The organism is Hymenobacter aerophilus DSM 13606 (assembly GCF_000382225.1).
Classification (GTDB): Bacteria; Bacteroidota; Bacteroidia; order Cytophagales; family Hymenobacteraceae; genus Hymenobacter; species Hymenobacter aerophilus.
Genome location: NZ_KB907802.1, coordinates 194,155 through 211,088, shown reverse-complemented (window position 1 = coordinate 211,088; position 16,934 = coordinate 194,155). Strand labels below are relative to the sequence as shown.

Below are 16,934 nucleotides of genomic sequence, written 5' to 3'. Positions count from 1 at the left end.
GGTTGTCCCGGCCGGGCCTACTGACGGGCCTACTGCCGGGTTGCCAGCTGCTCCAGGGCCTGCTGGAACTCGGGCGTGTCGTAGTCGACCAGGCCCTCGTAGCGGGCCGCCACCCGCCCGTCGGGGCTCAGGATGATGGTGCTCGGGATAGTCTGCGAGTCGAAGGGCGGGGGCAGGGGGGCGGCCGGGAAGTAGATCGGAAAGCTGAACCCCTGGCGCAGCACGAATTTCTGCGCCTTTTCTGGGCTCCGGTCCAGCGAAATCAGCACGAAGGCCACCTTGCTGGTATCGGTGCGCTCGTAGAGGGCCTGGATACCGGGCATTTCGGCCCGGCAGGGTGGGCACCAGGTGGCCCACAGGTTCACGAACACGGCCTTGCCCCGAAACCGGTTTAGGTCGAGCGGCTTGCCGTCGGCCGTTACCAAGTGCAGGCCGCCTGCCGCCGCGCGCACGGCCACTACGGGCGTGGCCGCTGGGGCGGTTGGCGCCGCGGCCCGCCCCAGGCCGGTGCCCAATGCCACGGGCCGCAACGGGGTAAATAGTAGTAGTCCAAACACCGCCAGCGGCAGCCGGTTCAGCAGGGTTTTGCGGCTCATCAGTTGTCAGATTTAAGGTAATCAGTCCCGGCCTATTTCACTACCAGGCTGCCGCGCAACATGCCCATACCGCAGGTGAAGGGGTAAGTGCCCGCCTTGTCAGGCTGCAGCTCAACGGTGGTCGTCTGGAAAGCCGGCAGCTCGCGGCGGATGCCGAAATCGGGCAGCAGCAGCTCTTCCGAGCAGCTGGCCGTTTCGTCGCGGTAGAAGTTGAGGTGCACCGGCTGGCCCTGCCGCACCTCGATAACATCGGGCGAGTAGCCGCCCTTCACCCGGATATCCACCTGCTGCACGCCGCCGCTGCCGGCTACGGCCGTGGCCACCCGGTGGGGCGCGGCGAAGAAAAACCAGCCCACGAAGCCAATCAGGCCGGTGCCCAGCAGGGTAACGATGATTTGGGAAGTATCCATTTCTGTTAAATTTTAACTGTAAAGCCGCGCAGCCGCAGCGAGCTGGTGAGCACCGAAACTGAGCTCAGGGCCATGGCGCCGGCGGCCAGCATGGGCGAGAGCAGCCAGCCGGTGAAGGGGTAGAGGAGGCCGGCCGCAATCGGGATGCCCAAAGCGTTGTAGATGAAGGCGAAAAACAGGTTCTGGCGGATGGTGCGCATGGTCTGGCTGGAGAGGCTAATGGCCGTGACGACGCCCTGCAAATCGGAGCGCATGAGCGTGATGCCGGCCGCTTCCATGGCCACGTCGGTGCCGCCGCCCATGGCCAGACCCAGGTCGGCGCGGGCCAGGGCGGGCGCGTCGTTGATGCCGTCGCCCACCATGGCCACGGTGCGACCCTCGGCCTGCAGCTCCTGCACTTTACCAGCCTTGTCGGCGGGCAGCACTTCGGCATAGAAGCGGGTAATGCCGACCTGTTGGGCCACTTTTTCGGCCGTCTGGCGGTTGTCGCCGGTCATCATTACCACCTCCAGGCCCCGGCTTTGCAGCTGGCGGATGGCGGCGGCCGAAGTGTCGCGCACAGTGTCGGCCACGCCCACCAAGGCCACAGCCCGGCCGGCGACGGCGGCATAGAGCACGGTGCGGGCCTGGGTTAGTAGCCCGGCGGCAGCCTGCTCCAGCTCAGAACCCAGCTCGATGCCGTTTTCGGTGAGCAGGCGGCGGTTGCCGATGAACACGGCTTGGCCCTGCACGGTGGCCCCGGCCCCGCGGCCCTCGTGAGCCACAAAGTCGGTGGCCTCGACGGCGGCAGTTGGTGCGGCCTGCTGCTGCCCTTGCTGCTCGGCGTAGCGCACCACGGCGGCGGCCAGCGGGTGCTCACTGCGGCGCTCCACGGCGGCCAGCAGCGGCAGCAGGTCTGCTTCGGTGCCGGGGGTGGTGATGAATTCGGTGACTTCCGGCTCGCCCCGGGTGATGGTGCCGGTTTTGTCGAGCAGCACGGTATCTACCTGGTAGGCCTTTTCGAGGGCTTCGGCGTTGCGGATGAGCACGCCGTGGCGGGCGCCGAGGCCGGTGCCCACCATGATGGCCGTGGGCGTGGCCAGTCCCAGCGCGCAGGGGCAGGCAATGATGAGCACGGCCACAAAATTGACCAGCGCCAGCGGCAGCCGCTGCCCCGCCGGGCTCACATCAAACCACACCACGAACGTGGCCAGGGCCAGCATAATCACCACCGGCACAAAAAAGGCACTCACCTTGTCGGCCAGCCGCTGAATGGGCGCGCGGCTGCCCTGGGCGTCCTCCACCAGCTTCACAATCTGGGCCAGCACCGTGCCCGTGCCCACCTGGCTCACCCGGAAACGGAAGGCCCCGGTTTTGTTGATGGTAGCCCCGAACACCGCGTCGCCTACCGATTTTTCCACCGGCAGACTCTCGCCGGTGAGCATGGATTCGTCGAGGGCCGAGCGGCCTTCCAGGATGACGCCGTCGGTGGCCACCTTCTCGCCGGGGCGCACCAGCACCTCGTCGCCGGGCTGCACCTGCTCCAGCGGCACGTCCACTTCCTGACCGCCCCGCAGCACGCGGGCCGTTTTGGCCTGCAGGCCAATAAGGGCCTTGATGGCGGCCGAGGTTTTGGCCTTGGCCCGGCTTTCGAGCACCTTGCCCAGCAGAATCAGGGCAATGATGGTGGCGGTGGTGTCGTAATACACCTCGGGTTCGAGGCCGCGCTGATGGAAAAACTCCGGCACCACCGTGGCGGCCAGGCTGTAGAGGAAGGCTGCGCCGGTGCCCACGGCAATCAGCGTATCCATGCTCGCCGTGCGGTGCCGCAGCCCATTCCAGGCCGACACGTAGAACTCGCGGCCGCTGTACAGCAGGACAGGAAGCGTGAGCAGCAGCAGCCCGTAGTTGAGCACCGGCATCGACACGCGGGCCATCAGCGCGGGCCAGAGCATCAGCATGCTCAGCGGCATGATGATGATGGCCAGCACTACGGCCACCTGAAAGCGGCGCTTGAGGTCGTGGTAGGCGCGGGCCTTGCGTTCAGCTAGTTCCTCGTCGGCGGCCAGCGCGTTGGGGGCGGCCGGGGCCTGAGGCTCGAACACGCTGTAGCCGGCCTGCTCGACGGCCGCCTTCAGCCCGGCGTGGTTTATCTGGTCGGGCGCGTATTCGATGGTGGCCTTCTCGGCGGCCAGGTTCACGGTGGCCTGCACCACGCCGGGCGTGCGGCTCAGGGCCCGCTCCACGAAGTTGGAGCAAGAGGCGCAGGTCATGCCCTCGATGTGCAGGGTTTCGGTGCGCGAGGCGCCGTTGGCCGAAGCTTCGGGCGGGGCGCCGGGGGCGGGAGTAGTGGCAGCGTTATTCAAGGCAAATTATAGTTAGAAGAGGAGGGAAGCGCGGCGGCTCCCTTACATACAAACCCCGAAACCGGCCCGAAAGATGTATACCATTCGCTTTCCGGGCCTACAACATTCGGCGGCCGCGGGCCTGAAACTGCCCGGACTGCCCGGGGCCGGCCCCGGGTTTTGCTGGTTTGCGGGGGAATTCTGTACCGTCATCCACCGTTTTCGGCCGTACTCTTGTAATACAACAGCCGCCCGTTGGCGGGTAATCTTTCCTTTCAACCGATTCTACTATGCATACGCTCCGTTTCAACACCAACATCAACTGCGCCAACTGCGTGCGCGCCGTCACGCCCACGCTCAACGGCGAAAAAGCCATCAGCAGCTGGCAGGTCGATACCGACAACCCTAGCAAAGTGCTGACCATCAGCGGCGACCTTTCGGCCGAGCAGGTGGTGGCGCTGATTGAGGAGGCTGGATTCGAGGCCCGCCCCGCCTAGCCGGCACGGTGGCGTGGGGGCCGGCTCCCGGCAACCTCACCCGTCGTTCACCGTTTCGGGAAACAGCGGGCCCGGCCACTGGTGGCCGGGCCCGCTTTCGTTTTCAACTCCCTGATTTATATGTCTGATCCGCGTTCCAGGAACACCGACGAAGAGCTCAACACCGCCAAGCAGGTCGATCTGGCCAACGTGGGCGCCCTCAACCGGGAGCAGCTCACGCCCGATGCCGCCAGCGCCCCCCGCGGCCAGGACCACGCGCCCACCGACCCGGCCGACCACGCGCCCACCAAGCCTACGCCAACCGGCGCCGACAAGGCCGGCCACTCGCACGACGGCCACTCGCACGACGACGGCCCGGCCGGCGAGCGGCCCTACCTGTGGCCGGCCGTGAGCCTGGCGCTGCTGCTGGGCGGCATTGCGCTGGATTACTTCGATGTGCCGTTTTTCACGGGGTTGGTGCGGCCCATCTGGTACGGGGTGGCGTTTCTGCTGGTGGGCTGGAAGGTGCTGCGGGCAGCCGTGCTCAGCATCCCGTCGGGCAACGTGTTCAACGAGTTTCTGCTGATGAGCATCGCCACGCTCGGCGCCTTTGCCATCGGCGAGTACCCCGAGGGCGTGGCCGTGATGCTGTTTTACACCGTGGGCGAGCTGTTTCAGGATGCGGCCGTGAACCGGGCCAAGCGCAGCATCCGGGCGCTGCTGGAAATCCAGGCCACCGAAGTAACCGTGCTGCGCAACGGCCAGAGCCTCGTAGTCGACCCCAAAGAAGTACGGCTGGAGGACCTGATGGAAGTGCGCCCCGGCGAGAAAGTGGCCCTCGACGGCCTGCTCGAAGGCCGCGCCGCCTCCTTCAACACCGCCGCCCTCACCGGCGAATCGGCCCCCCAGACCAAGCAGCCCGGCGAAACCGTGCTGGCCGGCATGATCAACCTTGACACGCTGGCCCGCGTGCGCGTAACGGCCGCTTTTGCCGACACCAAGCTCAGCCGCATCCTGGCCATGGTGCAGGACGCGGTGGGGCGCAAGGCCAAAACCCAGCAGTTCATCACCCGTTTCGCCCGCATCTACACGCCCATTGTGGTGGCGCTGGCCGCCCTGCTGGTGCTGGTGCCGTTTTTTGTGGTCGATGACTACGTATTCCGCGACTGGCTGTACCGGGCGCTGGTATTCCTGGTGATTTCCTGCCCCTGCGCGCTGGTTATCAGCATTCCGCTGGGCTACTTCGGTGGCATCGGGGCGGCGTCCAAAAACGGCATCCTGTTCAAGGGCTCCAACTTCCTGGATGTGCTGCGCGAGATTGACACCGTGGTGATGGACAAAACCGGTACGCTCACCGAAGGCGTGTTTGCCGTGCGCGAAGTGGTAACGGCCCCCGGCACCGAGGCGGCCGAGCTGCTGCGGCTGGTGGGCGCCCTCGAAACCAAATCAACCCACCCCATTGCCAAGGCCGTAGTGCAGCACGCCCAGCCGGCCGAAGCCGATACGGCGGCGGTGGAAGACGTGGAGGAAATTGCCGGCCACGGCCTGCGCGGGCAGGTGGCCGGCCGCACCGTGCTGGCCGGCAACACCAAGCTGCTGCGCAAGTTCAACGTCGATTATCCGGCCGAAGTGGATGCCGTGGTCGACAGCATCGTGGTCGTGGCCCTCGACGGGCAGTACGCCGGCTACCTCACCGTGGCCGACGCCCCCAAGCCCGACGCCGCCCGCGCCGTGCAGGAGCTGCGCGCCGACGGCATCAGCCAGCTCGTCATGCTTTCGGGCGACAAGGACAGCATCGTGCAGCGCGTGGCCGCCGAGCTGGGCATCACGGAGGCTCATGGCGGCCTGCTGCCCGAAGACAAGGCCCGCTACGTGCAGCAGTACCTCGACGCGGGCCGCAAGCTGGCCTTCGTGGGCGACGGCGTGAACGACGCCCCCGTGGTGGCCCTGGCCGACGTGGGCATTGCCATGGGCGGCCTGGGCTCCGACGCTACCATCGAAACGGCCGACGTCGTCATCCAGACCGACCACCCCAGCAAAATTGCCACCGCCCGCCGCATCGCCCGCGCCACCCACACCGTCGTCTGGCAGAATGTCTGGCTGGCTTTCCTGGTGAAGGGCGTGGTGCTGGCGCTGGGCGCGGGCGGCCTGGCCACCATGTGGGAGGCCGTTTTCGCCGACGTCGGCGTGGCCCTGCTGGCTATTCTGAACGCAGTGCGGATTCAGCGCATGAAGTTTTAACGCCCGCCTGCGGCCTTCAGGCGAACCAGGAGGCCGGGCGCCGCTGTTGAGCGGGTATGTGTGCACATCATCAACCCAAACAGCAACTCCAGCGCTTCGGCATCTACCTGGCCCTGGGCGTCCTCGTGCTTCTGAGCCAGCTGGCCGGCCTGTAATAATTTAAACTGGTTGTGAAGTGAGAAGTGAAACCCAATAAGTTGTTTCGCTTCTGACTTCACGACCAGTTTAATTGCTGGCTGGCAGCGTGAAGCAGAACGTGCTGCTCAGGCCGGAGCCGCCGCGGTGGCCCCTGGGGTCGGACACCTGGGCGAAGTGCTGGAAAATTCGCCCGGTGCGAAATGCTTGGTTCCATTGCGGATTTCTGCTCCGACCCGGTCTGTGGAGGAGCTTCCGCACAATGTTGCCCGCCGCCATCCGGTAAGGCTACGGAGTAACTTTAGCATCTGAGGGTGCGGCTGGGGGCATGTATTTTAAGCTACTAAACCGGCATAACTTTTACTCCATGTTGCCTGTCAGCCGCTAACAATAATGGGCGACACAGACCAGCCGCTGGCGGGCTTCGTCAAAATACACCAGGGTAGCGTTGCCATCGGGAAAGTAGGGCGCGGCCGGGGCCAGCCCCACGGGGAGCAACGCGCTCAAGTTGAGGGTGGGCAACAGATACGCCTGATTTGCCCGCACTTCCGCATCAGCACTCCGAAAATCGGCGTGGGTAGCAGGCAGAAAGAACACGGCGGGCTCTTCACGCCAACCTTTCAGCCAGCTATTAATGCTGCGAAACTGGCCGGTGCGGCGGTATTGCTCCCGCACGTACCAAAAGCTGCGGAAGGTTTGCAGAAAATACTCGGTGTCGAAACCTTCGGGAGTTTTTAGCGAAGGAAGCGAGCCGGGGGCCAGCAGCTGCTCAGGGGTAGTGGCCGCCAGGTAGTGCGCGTGGTGCTGGTGCCAGTCAGCCACCAGCTGCTCCCACAGCATCGGCACCACCTGGTGGCCCTGAAACAGCCGGGGGTCGCCGGCAAAGGTTAGTTGCCCATCCCGCAGCTGAAAGGCGGTAAAGTGGGCAGAAGCCTCGGCTGTGGCAAAAGCATCGTCGCGCCACAGGCCATTGCCCGACAGCACGGGCAGCACTACATCCGCCGGCAGGCCTGGCAGGTCGCTCACCAGGCACAGCGGGTAGAAAAAGCCCCGCCACTGCGCCCCAAGCGCAGTTGGGTGCTCTGCCGGAAAAGGCGTGATGGTCATTCCGGAAAATGTTCGAAGGTGGCGTCCAGGTGCTCGAAGGGCATTTCGCGGCGTAGGATTTCCTCGAATTCCGCGTCCGGCAGCAGGCTTTCAATGGTGTATTGCCGCCGGGGCAGCACTACGGTTTCCAGGCGGAGCGGCCGGGCATATACCTCGGCCAGCAGCGTATGCCACTCCGGTTTCAGGTAGGGGCTGATGGACTGCACGGCCCGCTGCAAATCGCCCCGCAATTCTTCGAAACCGGCGTAGCCCGTTAGGTCGTACTCGTCGAATGAGGTGGCCCGGTGCAGCATTTCCCGGAAGATGAAAGCTTCCAGCGAAGGCGCCAGCACGGTGGTTTCGTTGCTGTCGTGCCGCGATAGGGTGATGGGCGTTTCGCCGTTGGCCACCAGGGTAGGGCAGAAGGCGTACAAATCGCCACCGCCGGTGTGGCCCAGGGGCACGAATTGGTAAGCGGAGCCCCAGTCCTCTTCATCCGACCGCAGGGCCGGTACCGTTTCGGGAGCGTACAGCTCGAAATCCTGGGCAAACAGCAACACGGGCGGTTTCTGGCGGAGCCGCGGGAAAATGCCTGCGTGCCAGTTCGGGTTGGGAAAGCCCCCGTCAAGAAACCAGTCCAGCATACCGTCGTGGTACAACTGCTTGTAGAGGGCCGGCAACTCGAAGTCATACGCTTGCTCAATGGCCGTAATTGGGTCTGGCATCATGAAGGGGAGAGAATATAAAGGAGCAAGATAGCGCGGGGCCGCGGGCGGCACCACCACCGGCCGCATATGGGTGCACCGGGTCGGATAGATAGGGCGCGCTACTGGACCACGAGCTACGAGGCTGGCTGTGCTGGTAGGGGCCAGCGCTCAACAGGCAGCTGTTTGGAAGGAGAATCCACCAGGACGGAGTTTTGTAGCCTATTTTCTGATTTCTAAAAAATAAGCTACAAAAGCTGGGGCTGTGACGGTGGAATGCAACGGCCTACGTATCGGCAATACCACCCGTATCAACCAACGTATTAGCTACGAATTTAGCTTCCAACCCGTGTTCCGGGTCGAGCTTGTACCCCATAACCAGCCGTAGGGTCTGTTCGTCGGTGACTCGGATGTACCTGATTTCACGCAGGTAGGCGGCGTGGGCGGCGGCCGTGGTCAGCCCCAGAGCCGGCTCGCCCGACTTGGCCGGGTCTTCGTACCAGTGGGCATACAGCTGCTGGTAGCGCGCAAACGCCTGCGCCTGCAAAGCGGCCATGTGCTTGGGGGCCTGCGCCATGAAGGCCTGGAAAGTCGCGGCATACGCGTCGAGTTGGGCCGGCGTCGGGGCGTATTCCTCGTCCTCTTCGTCCAGCTCCTCGCCCAAAAAGACTTCGATCGGCTCCTCAAAACCGGGTAACGTCACCGCGTATTCGCTGGCCTGTCCGGCCCAGCTTTCCTCCACTTTCCCCCAAAACGGATGATTCATAAAATGATAGTTAAGCTGACTCCGTGAGTGCATTGCGCCACCGCTTGGTCTGGGCCCAGTTATCCAGGTTGATGTGGTCGGCGGGCCGCAGAAACTCATCGCCGAACTCCAGGGCCCCTTCATCCAGGGAATAAAGGCCCGCCTCCAGGTCGTTGGCGAAGGTAGCGAGCAACTCGGCCACTGAGCCAGCCACTGGGAAAGCCAGCTCGGCCAGTTCATCCAGGTACAAGACCTGACCGTAGGTGCTGGCCGCGGTGGGGGCGAGGTCGACCAGCAGCCAACCGTGCGACCAATCGTGGCTCAGGCGCAGCCAGTGGGGGTTTTGCAGGACGTCCGCCGCCACGCCGGGTGCGGCCCGCCGCAGGGGCGAGGTCCGCGGTTGTCCGGCCTGATACTGGTAGGCAGCCAGCACCTCGGCCAGCGGCAGCAGGCGCATCCCGTACCAGAGGCTGCCCCAGAAGTTGTCGGCCTCCTCGTTCAGGCCGTTGTGCCAGCGGTACAGCTGCTGATAATCGGCCGGCAGCGGGCGGCCCACAGCGGCCGCTAACTCCGCCAGCTCAACCTCCAACGCGCCCGGATTCAGCGACTCCGTGAGGATGCGCGGGGCGTGGGCAGCCAGCCAGGCGGTAATTCGGGGCAAAGAATCAGTCATGCCCAAATATGCACTCCCGCCAGCGACTTGAACAACTCCTGCCGCTGCCCATCGCGCCAGTCCGGCCGTCAGCATGAAGCGTTTAACGAAAACAGCGCTACTGCTGCTCCGCCGGGTCCTGGGCGCGGTCAGAGCCATCAGCTGCTTACGACGCGCTGCCAAGCGGCCCGGCGGCGGAACGTTTCGCGGTGAATCCCTAAATTTGTTCGTTCACCCTCCTGGCCAGACCGCTTTATGTAATAGCCGATTTTTTTTTGAAAGCCGAGCAGCCGCTTCCTCTTGGAGAGGAAGGGCTATACCTATCTGCTTTGATGAGAAAATCATGCTATTACTGCAAGATCTGGGGTATCAACACCCCAATCAGGACGTCGTGTTTGATGGCCTGAATCTGGCCCTTGACGCTGGCCAGAAGCTGGCCCTGGTGGGGGCCAACGGCGTGGGCAAGTCGACCCTGCTCCAACTCATGGCCGGTCTGCTGCCGCCCTCCAGCGGCCGCGTACAGGCCAGTTCCGCCCCGTACTATGTGCCCCAGCATTTCGGCCAGTTCGATGAGCAGACCGTGGCCCAGGCCCTGCACGTCGCCGACAAAATAGCTGCTCTGGACGCTATTCTCGACGGGCGGGCGACGGAGCAAAACCTGCTGCTGCTCGACGACGACTGGACCATTGAGCAGCGGAGCCACGACGCGCTGCTCCACTGGGGGCTGGCCGGGGTGGGCCTGACGCAACAGCTGAAAAACCTGAGCGGCGGGCAGAAAACCCGGGTTTTCCTGGCCGGCATTGCCCTGCACCAGCCCGGCATCGTGCTGCTCGATGAGCCCAGCAACCACCTCGATACCGCCGGCCGGCGGCTACTGGAAGGGTTCATCGAAACCAGCGCGGCCACGCTCGTGCTCGTAAGCCACGACCGGAAGCTGCTCCACCAACTCGATGCCATTGGAGAGCTGAGCCGGCGTGGCCTGACGCTTTACGGCGGCAACTATGCGCTGTACGCCGAGCAGAAGCAGGTGGAAAGCCAGGCGCTGGCCCACGATGTAAAAAGCCGCGAACGGGCCCTGCGTAGCGCCCGGGACACGGCCCGCGAGGCCCGCGAGCGAAAGCAAAAGCTCGATGCCCGGGGTCAGAAAAACCAGCACAAGTCGGGCCTGCCGGCTATTGTGCTGGGCATGCGCCGCAACAGCGCCGAGCAGAGCGCCTCGCGTTTGCAGGGCGTGCATGCCGACAAGGTGGACGCGCTGGCCAACGAGCTGAGCGCCCTGCGCCAGGAACTGCCCGATGCCGACAGGATGAAGGTGGGCTTCGGCCAGTCGGCCCTGCCTACCGGTAAGCTGCTGCTGGCGGCCCAGGGCCTGGGCTATGCGCACCCCGGTTCGGAGCCGCTATGGCGCGAGAAACTCAGCTTTCAAATCCTGCACGGGGAACGAGTTGCGCTGCGGGGGCTGAACGGCACCGGCAAAACGACGCTCATCCGGCTCCTGCTCGGCGAGCTGGCGCCGACCAGCGGAACAGTGGGGCGCGCCAGCGGCCAGACCGTTTTCATCGACCAGGATTATTCTCTGCTCCACGACCAGCTGACGGTGTATGAGCAGGCCCAGCAGTTCAACACGGCGGGGCTGCAGGAGCACGAAGTGAAGATCCGCCTCACCCGCTTTCTGTTCTCAAAAGAAGACTGGCCCAAACGCTGCCGGAGCCTGAGCGGGGGCGAGAAAATGCGGCTCTTGCTGTGCTGCCTGATGCTCGGCACCCAGGCCCCGGACCTGATGGTGCTGGATGAGCCGACCAACAACCTCGACATGCAGAGCCTGGACATCCTGACGGCCGCCCTCGACGACTACCACGGCACGCTGCTGATCGTATCGCACGACGACTATTTCCTGGCCCGGCTGCGCGTTGAGCGGAGCATCGAATTACGGCGGTAGCAAACTGAAGCTACGACCATATTGTTGGTACGATGGCCGCCTGCTGTCTGAAAAACACCCGCTGAAAATGAAGTTTACACAGGCTAAGCAGGGGAGGGGTGCGGGCGGCTTGCCTGCAGCGGCCCGTGCCCGGCAGTGAAGGCAGGCCTACGTACTTATAGCAATTGGGTGGAATAACTACGTAAAAATGCCCTCAACAGCCTCTAAATGCACCTTAGGCCGAGAAGTTGGCGTATTCATGGCCGTCCGGCTCATCCCGCAGCCGGGGTGCGGTAGTTGCCTTACAACGTGGCCTATGTTTATCCCCCTCCGCGTGGATTTTCTACCCGCTCCTGGCAACTCCGGCCCTGCTGGCCGCGCCCTGCCAGGGCACAAACCCATTGTCTTTACCTGCTATGCCTACCCGTTCCCATCGCCCCAAGGGGCAACTGCTGGCCATTGGCGGCCACGAGCAGCGCGACAGCACCGAGTCGTCGGCCGACTTTATTCTGGAGCGCTTTGTACAGGAGCTGCCCGACCAGCACACGGTGGTTGTAATTCCGACGGCCGCCGAGGAGCCTGAAGAGGCGGGCCGGCAGTATGTTGGGCCGCTGACCAAGCTCGGGGTGAAACACGTGGAAATCCTCCACATTCAAAGCCGCGAGCAGGCCAACAGTGCCGAGGCCCAGGAGCTGATCAACCGGGCCAACGGGGTGTTGCTGACGGGCGGCGACCAGCTGCGCCTGACGGCCCGCCTCGGGGGCACCGAGCTGCTGCGGCGCCTGACGGAGCGCTACCACGACGAGCCCCTTGTTATTGCCGGCACCAGTGCCGGGGCCGCGGCGCTGTCGACGCCCATGATTTACCAGGGACGCAACGACGCGGGCTTTGTTAAGGATGAAATTCACATCACGACCGGGCTGCAGCTGCTGCGCGATGTGGCCATCGATACGCACTTCATTGCCCGGGGGCGCATCGTGCGCATGGCCCAGATTATCGCCACCAACCCCGGCTGCCTGGGCCTGGGCCTGGAGGAAGACACGGCCGTGCTCGTTTCGCGCGGGCGCGAGCTGGAGGTTATTGGCAACGGCATGGTGGTGGTGCTCGACGGGCGCGACTGTACGGGCAATACCCTGGCCGATATCCAGCCCGGCGAAGTTTTTTCGATTCGCGACCTGCGCGTGCACCTGCTGGCCCGCGGCGAACGGTTTACGCTGCCCGAGTAGCCTAAGCGCCGCCGCTTATGCCAGGGCACTACCTGCATTCGGGGCACCTGCCGGAAGCTACTTTCGAAAACTGGGCAAGTGATTTCCTGCAGTTGGGCGCGTATGTGCTGCCCACCATTGGCCTGCGCCCGGAAGGCTCGCCCGAATCAAAGAAAATAACGAGTGAAGAGGACGTAGCCCGCACCGCAGCCGTGGAAGGTGGTCCGGCTCAGGAAGGGGCTGGCAACGGGGCCCGCGGGATTTCGATGGTGAACGTGCTGCCCTGCCCCTCGGCGCTGACCGCCGATAGCGTGCCCTGATGCCACTCGACGATGGTTTTGCACAGCGCCAGCCCCAGGCCGGTGGTGGGCTCGCCCCGCAGGCCGGGCCGGCGGGACTTGGTGAAGCGCTCGAAGAGATGGGGCTGCAGCGCAACCGGAATACCGATGCCCGTGTCGCGGATGTGCACCCGCACGTAGCTTGGGCCGGGCTCCACTTCTACCGCCACGCGGCCCCCGTCGGGCGTAAATTTGAAGGCATTGCCGACTAGGTTGTTTATCACCTGCATAAACTTGTTGACGTCCAGGTTGGCATACAGGGGCTCGCCGGGCAGCGAGTACGTAAACTGGTGGCCTAGTACGGCCTGCCCGCGCTGCAGCTGCTCCAGGGCTTCGCGCAGTACGGCGCCCATCTCTACCCGTACCCGCTTGAGGTCGGTGTTGGCCGACGACAGAAACTCCATGTCCACCAGGTCGCGAATCATCTTCAGGCTGTTGCTGCTGGTGTTTTCCAGCACCTGCAGCATCTTGGCCACCTGGCTGTCGACCGGCGCCTGTACTTCCTCGCTCAGATAGGTGGTAATCTGCTGAACCAGGCCAAAGGCTCCGGCCAGGTCGTGCGACAGAATTTCGAGGATGGAGTTCTTGCGGGTATTGAACGCGTCGGCGTTGAGCAGGTACTGTTTGCTTACGCTGATGTCGCGCAATAAACCCGCCACCAGGGCCGGGGAGCCAGCTTCCTGCTGCCGGTAAAAGGGCGTGAGGCAAAACCAGCGGTCGGGCTCGTTGGGCACGAGCAGGCGCACCTCTATTTCATCCGACAAGCGGCCCCGCGTCCAGAGCCGCCAGCAGTGGGCCAGGTACTCGCGGTCGTCGGGGTGCAGGCGGTCGAGCAGGCCGGGCAACTCCTCATTGACGCCGGCGCACGTTCCGTGCAGTACCCTTTCGTAGGCCTGGTTGACGAACAGGACGCGCCCGGCGGCCGGGTCGTACACGAAGTGCATGTGGGGGCTGGCTTCGGCCTGCTCGCGGAATACGGTAGCTAAATCGGTCATACTAAACGCGAACTATGGTGGCGAAAACGTCGGTGAGCTTTGCCCGCCGCGCGTTCTGCAGCGCTGCCGATGGGTGGGTGAGCTGCCGCCCGGGCCCATGGCCTGAGGCGCCGGGCCGGGCGGCAGGTAAACCAAGGGGGCAGCCTGGCGGGGTAGGGGCGTCGGCCTGCCGGCTACCAGCCCACCGGCCCCTGCTCCGCTTACGGCGGCGGCCGGTTTATAGCCATTCTGCCTGCCGGCGGGCAACGTGGCGGGCGCTTGCGGCGGGTGCTTGTGGGGCACCGGCCGGAGGTGGGCGTCGCAAAAGCGCCGGATTCAGCGCCAACACCCTCCGTGATTCTACGTGCTTCTACCGTTTTAAGTACGTAAAAGTGGGTTTAAGTACGTAAAAGTGAACAGTACGCGCTATTTCAAGCACCCCAGGCTGGCGGCTGACCGTTTGAAAACTACTACTTCCACCAGTCCACCCCCCAAACGTTTCAACGCTTTACCACTGCCGGCTGGCATCATAAAAGCAGTGTGCCAGCCGGCAGTGGTGCAGGCTCTAAACTTACCGCCATGTCCTGTCTACAGGTTGAATCAGCCAGCGAAAAGGAGCTGTCGGTGCGGGCCCATCGCGACCAGGCGCTGGTACGGGCCGCGCTGGCAGGTCAGGCCCGGGCGTACGAGGCCCTGTGGACGTACTACCGCAAGCCCGTATTTTACCTTATCCTCAAGATGGTGCCCCATGCGGACGACGCGGAGGACCTGACTATGGAAGCGTTAGGTAAGGCATTCCGGCACCTGCCCAGCTACACGCCGGCGTTTGCTTTTAGCACCTGGCTGTTTCGCATTGCTACCAACACCAGCATCGACTTTCTGCGCCGCCAGCGCGTATCGCCCCTGGCGCTGCGGCAGCCGGCGGCAGGCTCCGGCGAGTTGCCCGGGCGGGAGGATAACTCGCCGGAGCCGGAAGTGCAGGACCCGGAGCCCGACCCCCTGGAAGGCTACATCCAGCAGCAGCGGCAGCAGTGGGTACGCCAGATGGTAGGCCGCCTGCCGTTGAAATACGTGCCCCTGGTGCAGCTGCGCTACTTCGAAGAACGCAGCTACGAGGAAATAGCCACCGCGCTGGATTTGCCCCTGGGCACCGTGAAAGCGTTCCTAAGCAAGGCGCGCAAGCTGCTGCTGGCGCTGATGCAGGATAGTTCGCATCTGGCCTAAGCCGGCCGTTACCCTACCAGCCCTTCGCTTACCGCAAAGCGAATCAGGGCGGCGGTGTTTTTCATTTGTGTTTTGCTGATGATGTTCTGGCGGTGCGTTTCAACGGTGCGTTTGCTGGTGAACAGCTTATCGGCAACTTCCTGGCTGGTCAGCCCTTCGGCAATGAGCTACAGCACCTCCGTTTCGCGCCGGGAGAGTTTGCCAGCCACTTCCGGGGCGAAGGCTTCTGGCGGGCTTACTCCATCGCGCAGCCGGGCCAGGGCCGCAAAGCCGATGTCACAACTTAGAAAAGGGCGGCCGTCGGCCGCCGTGCGAATGCCATAAACCACTTCATCCAGGCCCGCCGTTTTAAGCACGTAGCCCCGCGCACCAGCGTCGAGCAGCTCAGCAATGCGCTCAACACCCGCTTCCATACTCAATACCAGCACCTGCACGCCAGGGTACTGCTCGCGCAGCTGGCGGGTGATGGCGGTGGCGCCCATGCCGGGCAGGTGAATATCCAGCAACACCACGTCGGTGGGCGTGGTGGGCAGTTGCTCGAACAGGTCCGGGCCGCTGCCGGCTTCGCCGACCACGCACAGGCCGGGCCGGTTGGCCAGCAAAATCCGCATGCCATGGCGCAGCACTGTATGGTCGTCAACTAAAAATACACGAATCATAGCTTGAGAGAGTACGGAAAAGTTTGCCGCTGCAAGAATGGCACGGCAGTCCCAGCCGGCAGCTAAAACCCAGCCGGTGCTGTACTGAGGTGGTCTAGGTAAGGCAGACAGAAGCAATATACGTCCTTCTTCTGTTCGCCTTGCCTAGACCACCTCAAGAGGCGCGCTTCGCGTAAGAAACCCCGGATTTAATGCCCAGGAGTGCCATTTCCCCCAGACGCAAAAAACCCGAAAAACACTTCTCACGGCGTGAGGGGGTGTTTTCCGGGTGCTAGGGCAAGCAATATGTGAGCCTCCTGTCGGAACTAAACCGACCACCCAAAGCACACGGTAATTATTTGTTAGTCAAAAAGTTAGCGTTAAATCAGGCGCCATCCCGTTTTAAAGGGGGGCGTCAGAGGGGGCGTTTTCCATTAACTGCCGCCGAATGTCGGCCCGGTCAAAGCCCAGCTGCTCGATTACCTCCCACAGCCGCTCGGTTGTAATGTCGGGCGCGCTGGGCATATAGCTCGACACGTAGCCGCGCACCCGCCACATTTCCATAATGTCGCGGGTTTCCATGCCGTAGGGCTTGCGGTGAGGATTGTCCGAGTACAGGATAATCTCCTCGTCATCGGCCCGCACCCGATCCTTGATGCGCTTAAGCATCACCGATTCGGGCGTGACAAACACGTAGATTTCTCCCACCTCCAGCAACCGCGGCTCGTCAACCCGGGAGGTCACCACGATGTCGCGGTGGTTGATGGTGGGCTCCATGCTGTCGCCGGCCACTTCAAAGGCCCGGTACTCACCCCGGTCGAAGCCCGGCACCCGGTAATTCTTCAGGTTCTTCAGGTACACTGCCTCATTGTAGGCCACGGTGTAGCCGGCCTGCGCCGGAATGGGTACCAGTACCATGTTCTGGCGGCCCTGGTCGTCCACCGTAACCAACGTCACGTCCTTGCTGCGCACCAACTGCTCGAGCGCCAGGGGGCTGTCGGTGCCCTGGCCGGCCCGCACCATGGGGCCAACTCCCAGCACCAGCCAATCCAGCGAAAGCTCCGGCCAGGCCTGTGAGAATTCCACCATAGTGTCAAAACCGGGCGAGCCGCCCTGGAGCAGCTTGTACATTTTGCTGCTGTTGGCGTAGCCCAACTGCTGCGATGCGCTGTTGGCATTCAGGCCTTTATGGCTAAGCCAGGTGCCGATGCGTTTGCTGGCAACATTCTCCTGTTCCATGATCTTGGTAAAAAAATGGAGGTGTTACG

17 protein-coding genes are annotated in these 16,934 nt (G+C 63.6%); 6 read left to right on the top strand and 11 right to left on the bottom strand.

Annotated elements, in window-relative coordinates:
- Positions 1 to 29: 29 nt before the first annotated feature.
- Genes H145_RS0103710 through H145_RS0103700 form a run of 3 tightly spaced genes read right to left on the bottom strand, consistent with a single transcriptional unit; the run spans position 30 to position 3,351 of the window.
- Positions 30 to 596 (bottom strand): TlpA family protein disulfide reductase, encoded by a 567-nt coding sequence (locus H145_RS0103710; RefSeq protein ID WP_019946792.1) that lies wholly within the window; start codon positions 594 to 596, stop codon positions 30 to 32.
- Between the two features lie 32 nt (positions 597 to 628).
- The gene (locus H145_RS0103705) at positions 629 to 1,006 is read right to left on the bottom strand and encodes a cupredoxin domain-containing protein (protein WP_019946791.1); all 378 of its coding nucleotides are present in this window, start codon (positions 1,004 to 1,006) and stop codon (positions 629 to 631) included.
- 5 nt (positions 1,007 to 1,011) lie between these two features.
- Positions 1,012 to 3,351: a heavy metal translocating P-type ATPase gene (locus tag H145_RS0103700; protein WP_019946790.1), complete on the bottom strand. Its 2,340-nt coding sequence runs from the start codon at positions 3,349 to 3,351 to the stop codon at positions 1,012 to 1,014.
- 269 nt (positions 3,352 to 3,620) lie between these two features.
- Between H145_RS0103700 and H145_RS0103695 the strand changes: the two genes are divergently transcribed.
- Both H145_RS0103695 and H145_RS0103690 read left to right on the top strand, forming a co-directional pair.
- Complete coding sequence (locus H145_RS0103695; RefSeq protein WP_019946789.1) at positions 3,621 to 3,827, top strand: heavy-metal-associated domain-containing protein; 207 nt, start codon at positions 3,621 to 3,623, stop codon at positions 3,825 to 3,827.
- 120 nt (positions 3,828 to 3,947) lie between these two features.
- Positions 3,948 to 6,047 (top strand): heavy metal translocating P-type ATPase, encoded by a 2,100-nt coding sequence (locus H145_RS0103690; RefSeq protein ID WP_019946788.1) that lies wholly within the window; start codon positions 3,948 to 3,950, stop codon positions 6,045 to 6,047.
- A 519-nt stretch (positions 6,048 to 6,566) separates the two neighbouring features.
- Here H145_RS0103690 and H145_RS0103680 read toward each other — a convergent pair.
- The 4 genes from H145_RS0103680 to H145_RS0103665 form a co-directional block, all read right to left on the bottom strand.
- Positions 6,567 to 7,289, bottom strand: coding sequence for a hypothetical protein (locus H145_RS0103680; RefSeq protein ID WP_019946786.1), 723 nt, complete (start codon positions 7,287 to 7,289; stop codon positions 6,567 to 6,569).
- Complete coding sequence (locus H145_RS0103675; protein WP_019946785.1) at positions 7,286 to 7,996, bottom strand: SMI1/KNR4 family protein; 711 nt, start codon at positions 7,994 to 7,996, stop codon at positions 7,286 to 7,288. Before H145_RS0103675 ends, H145_RS0103680 begins: the two co-directional genes overlap by 4 nt.
- A 262-nt stretch (positions 7,997 to 8,258) precedes the next feature.
- Positions 8,259 to 8,738 carry a DUF6985 domain-containing protein gene (locus H145_RS0103670; protein WP_019946784.1) on the bottom strand — a complete coding sequence of 160 codons (480 nt, stop codon included), beginning with the start codon at positions 8,736 to 8,738 and terminating at the stop codon, positions 8,259 to 8,261.
- A gap of 10 nt (positions 8,739 to 8,748) precedes the next feature.
- The gene (locus H145_RS0103665; RefSeq protein ID WP_169513153.1) at positions 8,749 to 9,378 is read right to left on the bottom strand and encodes an SMI1/KNR4 family protein; all 630 of its coding nucleotides are present in this window, start codon (positions 9,376 to 9,378) and stop codon (positions 8,749 to 8,751) included.
- Between the two features lie 334 nt (positions 9,379 to 9,712).
- Here H145_RS0103665 and H145_RS0103660 point away from each other — a divergent pair, with 334 nt between their 5' ends.
- The 3 genes from H145_RS0103660 (at position 9,713) to H145_RS25005 (ending at position 12,812) form a co-directional block, all read left to right on the top strand.
- The gene (locus tag H145_RS0103660; protein ID WP_026351228.1) at positions 9,713 to 11,308 is read left to right on the top strand and encodes an ABC-F family ATP-binding cassette domain-containing protein; all 1,596 of its coding nucleotides are present in this window, start codon (positions 9,713 to 9,715) and stop codon (positions 11,306 to 11,308) included.
- Positions 11,309 to 11,703: 395 nt separating this feature from the next.
- A complete protein-coding gene (locus H145_RS0103655; protein WP_019946781.1) occupies positions 11,704 to 12,513 on the top strand; it encodes a cyanophycinase in 810 nt (269 codons plus the stop codon).
- Positions 12,514 to 12,530: 17 nt separating this feature from the next.
- On the top strand, positions 12,531 to 12,812 hold the full coding sequence (locus H145_RS25005; protein ID WP_394330648.1) for a DUF6766 family protein: 282 nt from the start codon (positions 12,531 to 12,533) through the stop codon (positions 12,810 to 12,812).
- On the opposite strand, the gene H145_RS0103650 is transcribed toward H145_RS25005, so the two are convergent.
- Positions 12,722 to 13,825, bottom strand: coding sequence for a sensor histidine kinase (locus H145_RS0103650; RefSeq protein WP_019946780.1), 1,104 nt, complete (start codon positions 13,823 to 13,825; stop codon positions 12,722 to 12,724). The genes H145_RS25005 and H145_RS0103650 overlap by 91 nt on opposite strands.
- A 558-nt stretch (positions 13,826 to 14,383) precedes the next feature.
- Here H145_RS0103650 and H145_RS0103645 point away from each other — a divergent pair.
- The gene (locus H145_RS0103645; protein WP_019946779.1) at positions 14,384 to 15,028 is read left to right on the top strand and encodes an RNA polymerase sigma factor; all 645 of its coding nucleotides are present in this window, start codon (positions 14,384 to 14,386) and stop codon (positions 15,026 to 15,028) included.
- Between the two features lie 8 nt (positions 15,029 to 15,036).
- Here H145_RS0103645 and H145_RS25000 read toward each other — a convergent pair whose 3' ends face one another.
- From H145_RS25000 to H145_RS0103635, 3 genes are all read right to left on the bottom strand, one after another.
- Positions 15,037 to 15,192: a response regulator transcription factor gene (locus H145_RS25000; RefSeq protein WP_083937662.1), complete on the bottom strand. Its 156-nt coding sequence runs from the start codon at positions 15,190 to 15,192 to the stop codon at positions 15,037 to 15,039.
- Positions 15,193 to 15,195: 3 nt separating this feature from the next.
- On the bottom strand, positions 15,196 to 15,687 hold the full coding sequence (locus H145_RS22225) for a response regulator (protein WP_083937657.1): 492 nt from the start codon (positions 15,685 to 15,687) through the stop codon (positions 15,196 to 15,198).
- A gap of 381 nt (positions 15,688 to 16,068) precedes the next feature.
- Positions 16,069 to 16,905 carry a S24 family peptidase gene (locus H145_RS0103635; protein WP_019946777.1) on the bottom strand — a complete coding sequence of 279 codons (837 nt, stop codon included), beginning with the start codon at positions 16,903 to 16,905 and terminating at the stop codon, positions 16,069 to 16,071.
- Positions 16,906 to 16,934 lie beyond the last annotated feature (29 nt).